The sequence below is a fragment of the Pseudoalteromonas sp. SCQQ13 genome (genome assembly GCF_015864415.1).
GTDB lineage: Bacteria > Pseudomonadota > Gammaproteobacteria > Enterobacterales > Alteromonadaceae > Pseudoalteromonas > Pseudoalteromonas nigrifaciens.
Map to the genome: position 1 here is coordinate 19,144 of NZ_JADYXG010000029.1, position 13,661 is coordinate 32,804.

Sequence of the window (13,661 nt, forward strand, 5' to 3'; positions counted from 1 at the left end):
TCGAACTTTATTGTCATGGTTTTAGTATTTATTGTCGAGTTTCATACTTTAATGTCCTCCGACACCTAGAGGTTTATGAGTAAATGTATGTAAAACTTCCTCAAAGAGAATTTCCATTTAAATCCATTTATTTCATTCGCTTATGATTTTACTTTGAAATTATTCAACCTGAATAAATCAAATTTATATTACAGGCTTGAATTTAGACTCTTTAGTGAATTCAGCTTAGACTCAATGATACTAACTAATTTAATGCTCATATCAGCCACGCTTTGTAACTCTATGCTTAGGGGGGGTTAAAGTGATAGAACCCATTGCTTATAAAAATCTCAGATGTAAACAGCGCAAGCTATCTAGGAAAGAAAAAGGTCGCGCCAATCGAGCAAGTGCACGATTAATTGTTGTTAAATATCATTGCCGGTTCGTAAGTTGTATTGCCACATCTTGTGGTACTACTAAATGTCACCATTAATATTTTTGATAAAGGTATTAATGGTGGATGCTTATGAAAGCTGCATACTACCGAGCTGAAAACACCTCAATAGTTACCCCACCAAAGGAGCCGATAACTTCTGATACCGCTTTGTCTGATCGTATTTTTCTTTGTGATTTAGCATCAAAATCCGTTAAAGCTTTAAGCTTAAGCTCATTACTTTGAATTATGATTATCGGCATTGGTGCTGTTACTGTTTTTATTCCAGCATCAAAGCGTATATTTGCTGCCGGTTGTACGCGAACCTGCCGGCGTATCCTAAGCAGCTCCCCAGGAGTTTGTTTAATTCTATTGATCAATTGCTCAAGAGGTACGCGGTATTCAGGCCCCGATCTATCAAATTCCTCTTCAATTTTAAGTAAAAGGTCTTTTTTAACCGGCTTAGATAGCGAGTCTTTTCTTTGCCAGGCAAAGCGAATTGATTGAATGTTTTGCTCTGAATAACATCGAATATGCCTATATAGGTGCATGGTCATAATACCAGGGCACTCTGCGCGAAGCGCTTCAAACCGGTCTTGTCTTGTTTCATACGTTTGAATGATATGGTTTTCGATATCCGTTTTTGCCGCGTTTATTTTATCCACCAGCTCAGGGATAGTAATGCTTGTTGGGTTTTGGGCAGGGGAGAGCCAAATAACGCCGACAGTGCGCCGCGCTGATTTTTGTGAATAGCCTGGTTGTATGTAAAGGTCTTGGTAGCAGGAAGCCGCGAGTTCAACAGCCTTATGTCCGGTATGTTCTTCTGCTGCAATATATTTAACCGGTTCGCTTTCCATTCCCTTTGAGGTGCAGGGTAGTGGGTAGGCAAGGGCGGCCAATGGTTGCGTATGTGTGAGGATTGTATTGAGAGAACGGATATTGTTTTTCAATTCATCAAATCGATCAGTGATAAAAGGCATAGTATGGTTCATTATTTGTTGTGAAAGCACAGAGTACAGTTAATAGCCTAAGACTAGACCATCATGCAATATAATGGAAGTTAACCATGTAGTTCTTTTAATATTAACTTTTGTGGTACTGCTTTGGCTGGCCCCGCCCTGAGATTAGGATGAGAAAGAGAGAGAAAAAGAGAGAAAAAATAGAAAAGGCAATGAGGTTGGCCGAGAAGGAGCTCGGGGTTAAGGGTTTGTTTATTACAAACCCTTATTTTGCATGATGGTCTAGCCTATCATGCATTGGCAAGTGCGCCGCTTTATCTAATATCAGATTGTTTTTTTCTTTGCTTTACGTACTCTAATATTTCCTTTATTGGCACTACTTTTCGCTTTTTTTCCTTGGTAGAAAATATAAATATCACAATGAATCCGACTATTAGCAACGCGTAGGCAGCTACATCACTCTTAGTTTTAAAGTTTAAATATAAAGACAATAAGCCTCCAACAATAAACCAGATCATAAAGTACATGAAGGTTCTTATGTTATAGAGCGTACTTATTGCTGTTAAATCACCCTTGAGCTCAATATCAGGTATGTGATCATATTTACCGTTTTCAGTAGTTATGCCAACAATTGTTCGCTTCAAGTTTTTACCATCTTTAACTTCCAAATAATCAAGTTCAAACTCTTTGCCAACCCCATCAACCAAATGTCGATTTATTACATCAGGCACTTGCACATTACCGTACCTTACGCTGTCTATCTCCAAATAATCATATATATTTAGCGTTGTTTTATTCGTTTTAAAGGTGTGACTTACTGTTATATCCGTTAATTTACCTTTTAATTTTTGCATTCAAATTCCCTTATTTTTAGTGCGCGATTGTCGCTATGAATAATCCTATTGCTTACCTTATCAGTTATTTCATTTTAAATAGCGGTACATTTTCTTCTATCCATTTAAAATGAGCCGGATAGCGGCCTTTTTCTATAAACTCCCCACCATTTCTCAACCCTTTTTCGGTTAGCTGATGCGTACCGTTGATTTCTGTTAAATACCCATACTCAACCATTTTATCCAAGAACTCCGAAGTTTTGAGTCCGTGCTTTTTCGCTAACTTTGATGAAGTTAGGCGCTCACTGTTGATTAGCTCTAGCTTGTTACAGGTAGGCGTACCAACGTCTTCGCTTACAGATAGGCTGTTGGTTGCCTCAATAATTGCGTTTCGTACTGCCTCAATTTGATAGCTTTTTTGGGCCTTGAATCTAACCAACTTTAAATCAGCTCCCTGGCAGGCATTGTTTAAAAACAAATCTCTATCTTGGGCTCTTTTGCTATTATGTGACTTATCATCGAGCTCTATTACACAAATAACTTCCATTGTACTCATGTTACATAGTACAAAATCAAAATGCTTAGCTGCTATCTTATTAAAAGCAGTTTGCCAAGATGAACGCTGCTTAGTAGCTTTAGTTTTAAGAACATCTGCTACTCTAACTTTACCGTAAATACGGTAGTTATTAGAAACGGCTTGCTCTAAAACCCCAAGGAAAGAGCGCTCAGCTGGCGTAAATAAAGGGCCTATTTTGGCGTAGTCAGGGCTGCCAGAGCCGGTCTTTTCGACCCCAGAAAGTGCTATTGCAATAAAAACAAATACAGCAATAATAAAAACAATCAATGTTAAGCTCATGCGGTTATACCCCCTTTTATTAATATAAGCTAAAGTGATTATCCATCATTTCTAAGGTTAATAGGAGGTGTCTATTAGCTCATTTAGGGCAAATGTAGGGGTTAGTTGCCCATCCCCTCGAAATTAACCTTAAGCCTACAAAAGTGCTCTCATAATGGATTTATCAAAACGTTTTAGATTTACTTAAAGTTAGGGGGCGCAAAACCCCTGAAAAGACCGCTCATTTTAACTATTATGTGACTTTTCAAAGGTTAAAGCAGCATGAAAAATTATTGTTCATGATAATATTACTCAAATAAAATATACGGAATATAAAAAATATGCATTTTTTAAAAAACACAGCTTTAACGATTTCGGCGCTAACCTTAACTGCTTGCATGTCAACTCAGCCGCCTGTGATAACAATGCAGTCAAATGACGTTTACCAGTTTAATGATAAATCTAGCTTTGCATTGAATGTAGCCAACATGACCCGCAAAACAGCTGGGCTATCTGATGTTGATTTACCTGAAAATGCTCAGTTCAAATCGAATAATGCGTTAGTTGGTGCCGAGTACGCTCTAGCATTTCTTTCTGATGGATTAATAGACCTTGCAGGCAGTATGGGAGCGCAATCACAAGCTGATAGAGCATTTAACTGGAAGCCTATGCTTGTTTTTTTGGGGGAATTAAACGAACAAGACCTTGATGCTTCTGCGCTTAATCTTGTTGAAAGCGGTTTAAAAGAAACGTTTAATAATATTGCTGGTACAGAGTACGTTGGCATTGCCAGATCAGACAACGCTAGAGATAGTAATAACTTTATGTATTTTTATAAAGGTGGCGCATTGTGCAACGCCGAAACGCGCAAACTTTACATCTATACTTCGCCTGAACCACATCCTCACTTTGTCGATTATGACCCCGCTGTTTTTAACGGTTCATGTGCTTCAGCTGTAAAAATAGAGGTTAATGGTAAGGTGAATTATAACGGTGAAGTAAAGGACGTTGTAACTATGACGATTCTAAATGGCTATGAGGGATTTGACAGTATTGCCGTTGCTACAGCTGGCTTCTCTATAGTACCGAAAGAGTATGGTGTTTGGGGGGCTGATATAAAGTACACAGTGCCAGCTCCCTACGTTGTTCATGATAATACGATGTACTTGTTCAGCACCAGCAATAGATCTTATAAGTTAAATAATTCCGTGAGATAAGAGTTATTCAGGGGCATTTCTTAAATATTTTTGAGCCAGTAAAAAGCTTTTATATTCATTTTTAGCTCTAATAGCTCCCCCGATAATCCCTTAAATTATTACTGGTTTCTTCTTATTAACTCATTTTGACGCAATATTGCCAAGGTATCCGAAGGTGTGACTTGCCACGCGCCCGACAATCTGCGTAAAGTAAAAACACCTAATTCAAGTCTATCTTCGGGTGATAAAAAGTGATGTAAGTGTCGGCCAGCTACTGAAATAGTGACAGCAGCCCCCTGTGCACCATTATTATAAACTGCAATCCCTTTGTTTTTATTCTCGCCATGAAATGAAGCTTTTACTTCGCTTTTCAAGCCAAACAACACGCCGCACAACCCGGTTAACTCGCTTTTAGTCAGCTGTATTATTGTTTTATTTGCCCAGTCTGGTGATTCACCAGGGGAGTTAATGGTGGTCATTTCAATACTTAACGTCTGCAAGCCAAGCCGACTAGATGTGTACTGAACGTTCATAGCTGTGCGCTTTAATGGATCTGGATGCCTATCAGCATAAAATGTAAGTGTTTCACCAAAATTGTTCTGTTGTGACATTCTTCCCCCTAAATATCTAAGCGTTTACTTGCTGCTCTTAGGCGTTCATCACCCCTAAAGTCATATTTTTGCGTTGTTGCTAAGCTTGCATGGCCCATTGCATCTTTAACTGTAATTAGATCTTCGCCGTTCTCTAGCATTGACGAAGCGAATGTCCTTCTTAGGTCATGCGGGGCACACTTTTCTATACCGGCCTCGACAGATCTACTATTTAAAATATGGTAAATTGCCTGGCTAGTCATGCGCTCTGAGGTAACATCATCGTACCTGCGAATACGACTAAATAGCGGCCCCGGAATATCACTTCTCACTTCCTCAACCCAGCTTTCAAGCCTTTGAAATGCGCCATCTGGCAAGTACGCCATGCGCTCTTTATTACCTTTACCTAGCACTTTTAGCGAGCGGTTATGCCGGTTATAATGAGCAAAATCAAGGGATACAACTTCAGCTCTTCGTAATCCGCACCCGACTAAAACAGATAAAATAGCGCTATCTCTAACCCCAATAGCAGACTTATCACTTTCACATGTGAAAAATAATTTCTTCACTTCAGCAGGGGCCAGGGCTCTACCTTTGGGTATCCTTGACCCTCTAACCGATTTAACTAACTTGATATGTTGGTAAGTGTCAGTGCTAATAAGCTTAAGTGTCCACGCCTCTACGGCTACACCTTTTATTGCCGCCAAGTAATTATTTATAGTGGCCGGTGCTTTTCCCGCATCAGTGAGCATGGTCAAAACTGCCTGTACATGGTGCCGCTCAAGCATACCCCAAGGACAGGTTCTTAAATCATGGTAACCCATCATTTTAGCGATGTTGTTTAAAAACGACCTCATGGCTAGCCGGCTACTTTCAGCCCTTAAGCCCATTAAGTATGAAACTGCAGGGTTTTTTTCAATACCATTTACACCAGTGCCCGCAGCCTCCGCACTTAACACTTCAAAAGTACGCTCTGCAGGGAGAAATGTGACTTCGGTATTTCCATCTTTGTTTTGTTCGTGCATTTTTGATGCCTCAAAGTATCTTTGTGCTTTTGCTCCATACTAAGTTTAAGTTTGTGTGTTTAGAACAACCCCAAATAATGAAGTACGGGCATATTATCTGTGTTTATTTTACTCAGTATCACCGGCTAAATTACAGCTTCTAATTTTAAATTCTGATGGTGTTGACTCGATATTTATTATATCACAGGCTCTACTTTCTAAAAGGGTCATTTTAATAAGTAGAATTAAAGCTGAATTCGCATAAACATAGTAAAGAGTAGACTTTTAAGTTTGGTGGATCAGATAGCTTATAGTTGGAGTTTAGAAGAAGAATGGCAGCTTTGAGTGATAACCAGATATAGAAAATTAAACTTGTTTTTGTTTTGATGATTTGACTCTTAATCTGTCCCATAACATTGTAAAACGGCATATTAAAGGAGTTATTAAGGTATGTAATATATGCCATTTTGGTACGTTAAACCACCAAAATGGTGTTCAATAAGGTGTTAAATGTAAAAAACGTAAGTATGGGAAAATGGTCGTTACTTTAGTTTCGATAAGTGAAAAGATATAAAAAATTTCACTTCAGGAGAAATGTATTACCATGATTAATATGCCTAACAAATTAATTGAAGCTTCCTATAAAATGCCACCCAGCGCCATGCACTTGAGAACATTAGCATTGTCGAAATTAGAGCCTCTAAGTTATTTGTCTGGCATCTCCAACCCAGTAACAATTTTTGCAAGTGAGTGGCAAGAAATTTTTATTGAGTCGGAAAATCCATACAGAGACATAAAAAGGGCTGCCTCTGCTTTCTCCAAGGCTATGGTTCAGTTCGAAGGTAAAAAAGAACCTATAAAGTTTTTGGATAAAGTGGTATATGAATCTGGAAAGGGGCGGGTAAAATTGTACTTCAACCCAGAGTTTTTAGTATCGTGCCTTTAACACTTAACAAATTGAGGCGTTAGTGGACTTCTCTAGTTTGCTAGGCACCAAATGAGTTACATTGTAACTTCTAATTAGTCGAGAAATCAGTTAACTCTTAGGAAATCCATGTCAGGCAATGAATGGAGAGGGTATCCACAAAAACAAAATGTACATGGAGTTCCAATAAATATAACATGCGCATCAAAATGGCAGTGTGACAGTTGGCTGACGCTCACTTTTCGAAGTGCTATCTGCAATTGACTAATGTCCGATCGTGGCACTTTTGCGAAGTTCAGCTGTGAGCGAAAAGCTGTCGTTGAGGCTTGAGTTAATGAAAGTTGCTACTACTCCGGCGATACTGTGAGGAAGCGCCCCAAAACATAATACTTTCAAGAGCAATAACTTGTAATTTTTGCTATTTATAGAGGCCTATAAAAACAGATGAGTTTGGGATGAACTTGTAACTCTACTTGCTCTTTATTCGGTAACAAGTTGCACCGGCATGCATACGTTTCTAATCAACACAGTTGATGGTTTAGGTGATGCTGGACAATGAGAGTAGGTGCTACTTATTTGTTTTGACATTAATTGATTGTACCTCGCAGCAAGTGAAATTAGCGTTTGCTCATCGCTGGTTTTAGTAGAATAAAGTAAATGTTGAGATGGTTTACAATCATTAGCGTTTAGGGTGATCACTTTACAGCTTTTAGCATTATAAGCGATTGGGGTATTTATTAAGGTCTTGATGTGTTGTTTTAGTTTTTTTAATTGCTCAGTATTTGTTGGTTGATTGTTGGCTATTTCTGCTGCTGGTTTGTAACTTATCAAAAGTAGCATACTGCTTGCACAGAAAATAGTTTTAATAGGGACGAATGAGATTGTCATAATTGCTCCTTTCTTGCTTTAAAATAAAGGGGCGAAACGCCCCTTTATGATAGTAAAGTTACTTAAAAACTAGGCTACTTAGCTAATTTACGACGACGTAACCATGCTAATGGTAAAGCTAGTAGTACTAATAACGGATTAAAGCTACCACTAGATGATTTTTCTTTACGTGCCACAGTAACATTTGTTGCTGCCGTACTTTCTTCATAACCATCAGAAACAGTGACGTTAAAGCTTAATGTTGTATCTGTATCAAACTCTGGTGCAGTAAAGCTTGCCGTTGCAGATGATGCTGCACTTAATGTAACGCTTGGACCTGCCGTTTGGATCCAGCTATACATTAAGCTATCACCATCCACATCAGAGCTACCTGCAGCACTTAGCGTCACTTTAGTGCCGGCTTTCGCCGCTGTTGGCGTAGCAGATGCTTGTGCAACAGGCCCGGTATTTTCACGTGCAACATTAAGTGTCACCGTCGCTGTATTGGTTTTATTACCATCGACATCAGCCACATGATAAGTAAAACTATCAGCGCCAACATAACCTTCTTCTGCGGTATAAACATAGCTAAACGGAATAGCTTCAGCGGCTGTTTCATCATCTGCTGTGGTCATAGCGGGTGTTAATACCCCATGCTCTGGCGCAGTAACGACTATGATGGCAACATTTTCGCTTTGCTTGATATCAAATGGCTGAATCGCATTATAGGTTTTACCGCCAGAATTTAAACTCACGCTCGATAATAAACCTTTTACACCAGTATTAAATTTAGTTGATAAATCAACAACCACGGGGGTCTGTTCTACCGTTAAAGCAACAGCGTCATTTGCAACACCAAACGCCGCTTCTAGGTCATAATTAATCACCACAGACCCTTTTTCACCTACTGATAAGCGCGCACGTAACGACTCGCCCGCTGCAGGTGCTGTACCGGCACCGCTGAAGTAATGAGACGTGCCAATCATACCAGTAGGGTCTTCGACCCCCACAGAAGCATTGGTTGGTAATTCAGGTACATCAATATAATTAAAGTACACTTCATCTGTGCCTAACTTAATCCAAATAGCAAAGGTAAAGCGATCACCGGACACCGTTTGGTACTCAGCAATATCTTGCCATTCGATAACAAACCAATCATTGAAAAAGTCATTAACAACATTGTAGTTCATTTGACCACCGGCAGCCCCACCAACAACAAAGTCAGACCATAACGGCGCTATCACCGCATTGGGTGTCTCAACAGAAGGCAAGTCTTGTGTTTGCCAGCCACCTAAGACGAATTGTTGCCCCGCCGTAATAAAGCCATTCGGTGAAATAGTAATGACATCTACCTGTTTACCATTCCAAATAAATCCGCCCATTTCACCAATAGGGAAGTCAACTGACACTTCATCACAACCAGCTTCACAAGGTATTTGGAAACTTTCCACTCCTAAGTCAGCTAGTTTAAAGCCCGGGTATAGGAAACTTGTCGCTGGCTCGATAGATGTAACATCTGGTTCATTAGTTAATGGCCCTGTCCAGGTCATAACACGCTTATTAGGCGAGACACTAAAACCATTTTGGGCAACAAGCCCATCAGGCGACATCTCTATAGCAATTGAGTCGACATCTAACTCGGTGCCTTCAGGTATTTTCACCGATAAAGTAGAAAATACGTCATTGCCACTATAGCCCGCGCGCGCGCTCATACTAATTTTTTCACCGGCAGTTACTTCACCGGCTACCAGCATAGTAGACACTAAGCTGCTATCGTCAGATAGTTGTGGGTGAACCGCAATCGGTAAATGTGCTGTTGGATATTGACCTGACGCGTCTGTCCATACCACTTGACCAAACTGCCAGCTGTCATCGGCAAATGCCGTATTGACCGTTAAGGTAAAGGTGGCTGTACCTGCTTCAGCAATGCTCAGCTCAGTCATTGACATACTACCAGTGACTTGGTCGTTAACAAACTCAACACGCGCTTGCCAATCACCTGCCGCTGGCATTAAGTTAGTCACGGTACGTTCAAAGCTACACGTAGCAACACAACCGGTAGAAACAAATGACGCTTTATCAAAACTTAAAGCCGTTTTGCTTGCCGCTTCAACGTCAAGACGACCCGCACCACGATCAAAAGGCGTCGCTGCTGTGGTTAAATCTTGCATTTTCACAGCAGGGTTGCTTGAGGTCATTAAAATAGATTTAATTTGAAAAGCATTTAATTCTGGACGTAATTGACGCAACAACGCCGCAGCGCCGGCCACATGCGGACTAGCCATTGATGTACCTGAGCTAACATCATATTGCGTTTCATCATCACCTGGGGCAAACGCTGATAAAATATCAGAGCCTGGCGCAGCAATATCTGGTTTTAAGAAACTGCTATCACCGTTTGGACCGCGTGAGCTAAAGTCAGACATAGCATCAACGGCAGCTGCATCATTTAACATCATGCTTTTAGTGATGGTGGCTTCACTACCTTCTTGCCAAGCGGCTAAAATCGCTTCGCCACTTTCTTGTGAGATAGAAACACTCGGTAAAGTAACCCCCTCCATCCCCATACGAATCACACCAGGGGCATTATTATATACAATCATGCCAACCGCACCAGCGGCTTGCGCATTCGTTGCTTTGTCAGTAAAGCCACAAATGCCACGCGAGATTAACACGATATTATTTTTTAACGAATCAATCGGGAAAGCTTCACAGCCAAGCGTATTTTCGGGATCAAGATTAATCGCAGGCGTTAATAACGCGGTAATATCGCTAGTAATCTCAAAATCACCATCCCCTGGTGTGGCATTAATATCTTCAACACCAGCAGCACTCACCACATGCGCAAAGCTACGACCAGTTTGCGTACTCGCTACTGTGATACCTGCTTCAATACACGCTGGGCAACCAACCGTTTCTGCACCTGGGCCTTCGTTGCCTGCTGCAGTTACCATCACCACACCGGCTGCTTCAGCAGCAGTAAATATTGGCTGATAAACGCTGTCGTCCGGATGTCCACCTGCGCCGCCGCCCCAAGAGTTATTGATCACGTCAGCACCATCGGCAACCGCATCTTCTAATGCAGCAGCTAACATAACGTTAGAGCCACCGCCGTCGCCAAGTGGGTCTAAAAACAATGCTTTATACGCCATAATGGATGCACCTGGTGCAACACCGGAAAAGTTGACATCAACGCCGGAAAACGTTGTGCTTACTGCATTACCCGCCGCTGTACCCGCTACGTGTGTACCATGACCTAACACATCAAGTGGACTAATACTTTCATCCTCGTGGGTAGGGAATGTTGGTGTGTAATAGCGAGCTAACACTAATTTATCATTACAAAACGTTGGATCGATTGTTGTACAGTAATCATCTGTTGGTAAGCCCGCAGGACGCTGGTGCTCATTACTCGCAAACATCGGATGCTCAGCACGAATACCGCTATCTATCACAGCAATTTTAATCCCTTCGCCAGCACTATCACGTTGACCAATAGCATCCCAAACTGCAGGGGCGTTAATTAAGGCAAGCGAGGAATCAAGGTGCGCTTTATACATTTCATGTTCAAAGACTTTTTTTACACCGGGTATGCCCTGTAATTTCGCTTTAAGATCAACTTTACCCGGCACACTCACAATTAACCCATTGAGCGTAATACTTAAGTTACGCTGAACTTGTAATGAGGGGAATTTTGACTGTAGCGTTGAAACCATTGCCGCCTGACGCGCTTGCAGATATTGATTGTAGGCAATAGCCGCAACCGACTGTGTATCTAACTTCTCTTTATTGCTTGCAGATTTAACTGTTGGTGCTAGGCCTCGCACGCCGCCACTATAAGTGGCTAACGAGGCATCTTCTAACTGAATAATATAATAAGTTGGAAATTGCTTTGTAACTGAAAGCGCTGATTTATCGAAGCCTGAATGCGGCTTCATTAGGCTTGGACCCACTTTAAATGGCACAGCGGTTAACTCATTAGCGACAGCGCCATAAGAAAACGTTGATGCGACTAAAGCAGCTAATACGGTAAGTGTTGGCACTGCTTTGAATTTAGATTGCATAATATTAAAAACCCCTTTTATATATTTTTATATCACTCTGCCAAGCACCGTAATGCACCAGAGTGAACTCAGCTAACAAATGACACCCCCCTGCTAACCTCAGCAACATTAATATCACATTCCATTTACAAGGCAATTTTTTAGAGAGTTTATATGCAAAATATAATTAAGATAATTTTCCTTTTTCGCTATTTTTAATGTAATAAAAAAAATACGTTTATTTGTACATCTTGATTTTAAAGTTTACAGCTAGGAATTCCTTTGTGTTAACTTACTTCGCTTACTTATAAAACCTTTAATTATTAGCGCATTACACTGCATCAACGTATGACTTGAAACATTGTAAAGATTTGTATAGTGTAATAATTTAATTACAGTAATTGTATTTATATCTTCTCATTACTATAAATGTGTTAATTGAAGAATTTCTATGGGTAAGGTTTATCTATATAAAATGAATATTTATTTAGTCTGATGTTTGGACTTTCCATAGTTTGCTAGACACAAAATGAGTTATATTGTAACTTCTAATTAGTCGAGAAATCAGTTAACTCTTAGGAAATCCATGTCAGGCAATGAATCTGAGATTAGATACAAAGATTCTAAAACTGTGGCCAAATTTTATTGACTACTACAACAAGGCAAAAAGGGTTTTAATTAAGAAATTCCAATAAAGATTTCCTGTAACCTTATAAACTAAATATACTGTTATCACATTCAATATTTGATGGTTCTAACCCAGTTCAATCACAATCTATGATTGGAATATCTGACCAGCGGGTTGTGTAGTGGGGCGACAAAAAAGCCCGTTTCATGTTCCATGATTTTGTGAGCTTTTCACTTCCTAAAGATAAAGTGCCGACCCCATAACGTTTATTTATAGCATCCAAACACGCCATTACTTCTGGGTTATCTTTGCTTACAGAAAACATATCCGCTTGTTGAAATAACTCACTTTCTAATTCTATTGCGCCAATACCGCAGCGATAAAAGCGCGTGTTAGTCTTAAAAATATCATCAATAACATCTGAAACAGTATTGGCTATAACACTGGTATCTGATGTAGGTATAGGAAAGTCATAGAGCAACGATTTCTTATAATACACCTCTTCGTGTGGCGAGCTTGCAGCGAATATAACGAGTCGTTTTGCTAATGATTGTTGTTTCCTAAGTTTACGACCTACAATTGCTGCGTGTGTTACGAGGGCTGATTTTAATGTATTTAAATCACTTACTCTTTCCCCGAAACTTCTCGTTGAGTAGATTTCTTTTTTATTCTGCTTTACTTCATCCCAACTTAAACAGGCGATGCCGTTGAGTTCACTTATGGTCCTCTCAACAACAACGCTAAACATGCGTCGCATTTCTTTTGGGTTTTGATTCGCTAAATCCCATGCACTTTTAATCCCCATGACCTTAAGTTTTCTACCGAGTCGAGAGCCAATACCCCAGACATCGGTAACATCCATACGCATAAGGACTTCCTGGCGTGAGACATCATCATTAATAACAGCAACCCCGTTATAACCAGAGAGTTTTTTCGCCGCATGGTTGGCTGCTTTAGCTAACGTAGGTGTTATGCCAAAGCCTACACCCACAGGCAGTCCTGTCTCGCGCCATACAGCTCGTCGTATTGTGTGTCCGTAGTCAGCCCAGTCATTAATGATTTTAGAAAAACCAGTAAAACGCAAAAATGATTCATCAATACTATAAACATAATGGTCATCACAAAAACGATTAATGACCGTCATCATTCTCTCACTCAGATCAGCGTAGAGTTCATAATTTGAAGAGCGTACGATGACATTATGCTGCTCTAAATAGGGTTTAATTTTGAAGTAAGGTTCAAATTTCGGGATATTGAGCTTTCTAGCAATAGGACATATGGCACAAATACATCCATCGTTATTTGTCAGAACAACAACGGGTTTAAAGCGAATGGATGGGTCAAATACCTTCTCCGCACTGGCATAAAA

The 13,661-nt window shown here is 40.2% G+C and carries 10 protein-coding genes; 2 read left to right on the top strand and 8 right to left on the bottom strand.

Translation table 11 applies throughout. The features are described from left to right. Positions 1-519 precede the first annotated feature (519 nt). From I6F41_RS16910 to I6F41_RS16920, 3 genes are all read right to left on the bottom strand, one after another. A complete protein-coding gene (locus I6F41_RS16910) occupies positions 520-1,392 on the bottom strand; it encodes a DNA replication terminus site-binding protein (protein WP_197108806.1) in 873 nt (290 codons plus the stop codon). A gap of 293 nt (positions 1,393-1,685) precedes the next feature. After that, entirely contained in the window at positions 1,686-2,225 is a 540-nt protein-coding gene (locus I6F41_RS16915; RefSeq protein ID WP_089369345.1) for a hypothetical protein, read from the bottom strand. Between the two features lie 64 nt (positions 2,226-2,289). Then, a complete protein-coding gene (locus I6F41_RS16920; protein WP_197108808.1) occupies positions 2,290-3,060 on the bottom strand; it encodes a DUF2726 domain-containing protein in 771 nt (256 codons plus the stop codon). 320 nt (positions 3,061-3,380) lie between these two features. Between I6F41_RS16920 and I6F41_RS16925 the strand changes: the two genes are divergently transcribed. After that, on the top strand, positions 3,381-4,256 hold the full coding sequence (locus I6F41_RS16925) for a hypothetical protein (protein ID WP_197108811.1): 876 nt from the start codon (positions 3,381-3,383) through the stop codon (positions 4,254-4,256). 98 nt (positions 4,257-4,354) lie between these two features. Here the strand turns inward: I6F41_RS16925 and I6F41_RS16930 are convergent, their stop codons facing one another. Continuing rightward, positions 4,355-4,846: a hypothetical protein gene (locus tag I6F41_RS16930; protein WP_197108813.1), complete on the bottom strand. Its 492-nt coding sequence runs from the start codon at positions 4,844-4,846 to the stop codon at positions 4,355-4,357. A gap of 8 nt (positions 4,847-4,854) precedes the next feature. After that, entirely contained in the window at positions 4,855-5,850 is a 996-nt protein-coding gene (locus I6F41_RS16935; protein WP_089369352.1) for a tyrosine-type recombinase/integrase, read from the bottom strand. Positions 5,851-6,433: 583 nt separating this feature from the next. Between I6F41_RS16935 and I6F41_RS16940 the strand changes: the two genes are divergently transcribed. Then, positions 6,434-6,775, top strand: a complete 342-nt coding sequence (locus I6F41_RS16940; protein ID WP_181718188.1) for a replication initiation protein — start codon at positions 6,434-6,436, stop codon at positions 6,773-6,775. Positions 6,776-7,234: 459 nt separating this feature from the next. Here I6F41_RS16940 and I6F41_RS16945 read toward each other — a convergent pair whose 3' ends face one another. From I6F41_RS16945 to I6F41_RS16955, 3 genes are all read right to left on the bottom strand, one after another. Beyond that, on the bottom strand, positions 7,235-7,642 hold the full coding sequence (locus I6F41_RS16945; RefSeq protein WP_197108815.1) for a hypothetical protein: 408 nt from the start codon (positions 7,640-7,642) through the stop codon (positions 7,235-7,237). Positions 7,643-7,716: 74 nt separating this feature from the next. Then, positions 7,717-11,685, bottom strand: coding sequence for a S8 family serine peptidase (locus I6F41_RS16950; RefSeq protein WP_197108817.1), 3,969 nt, complete (start codon positions 11,683-11,685; stop codon positions 7,717-7,719). 743 nt (positions 11,686-12,428) lie between these two features. Continuing rightward, positions 12,429-13,661: Y-family DNA polymerase (locus I6F41_RS16955; protein WP_197108819.1), on the bottom strand; the 1,233-nt coding region annotated here is incomplete at its 5' end.

Coding starts and splice junctions, on each gene's coding strand:
- I6F41_RS16920 (WP_197108808.1), bottom strand. CDS start 3,060: ATGAGCTTAACATTGATTGTTTTTATTATTGCTGTATTTGTTTTTATT.
- I6F41_RS16950 (WP_197108817.1), bottom strand. CDS start 11,685: ATGCAATCTAAATTCAAAGCAGTGCCAACACTTACCGTATTAGCTGCT.
- I6F41_RS16910 (WP_197108806.1), bottom strand. CDS start 1,392: ATGCCTTTTATCACTGATCGATTTGATGAATTGAAAAACAATATCCGT.
- I6F41_RS16915 (WP_089369345.1), bottom strand. CDS start 2,225: ATGCAAAAATTAAAAGGTAAATTAACGGATATAACAGTAAGTCACACC.
- I6F41_RS16935 (WP_089369352.1), bottom strand. CDS start 5,850: ATGCACGAACAAAACAAAGATGGAAATACCGAAGTCACATTTCTCCCT.
- I6F41_RS16945 (WP_197108815.1), bottom strand. CDS start 7,642: ATGACAATCTCATTCGTCCCTATTAAAACTATTTTCTGTGCAAGCAGT.
- I6F41_RS16940 (WP_181718188.1), top strand. CDS start 6,434: ATGATTAATATGCCTAACAAATTAATTGAAGCTTCCTATAAAATGCCA.
- I6F41_RS16930 (WP_197108813.1), bottom strand. CDS start 4,846: ATGTCACAACAGAACAATTTTGGTGAAACACTTACATTTTATGCTGAT.
- I6F41_RS16925 (WP_197108811.1), top strand. CDS start 3,381: ATGCATTTTTTAAAAAACACAGCTTTAACGATTTCGGCGCTAACCTTA.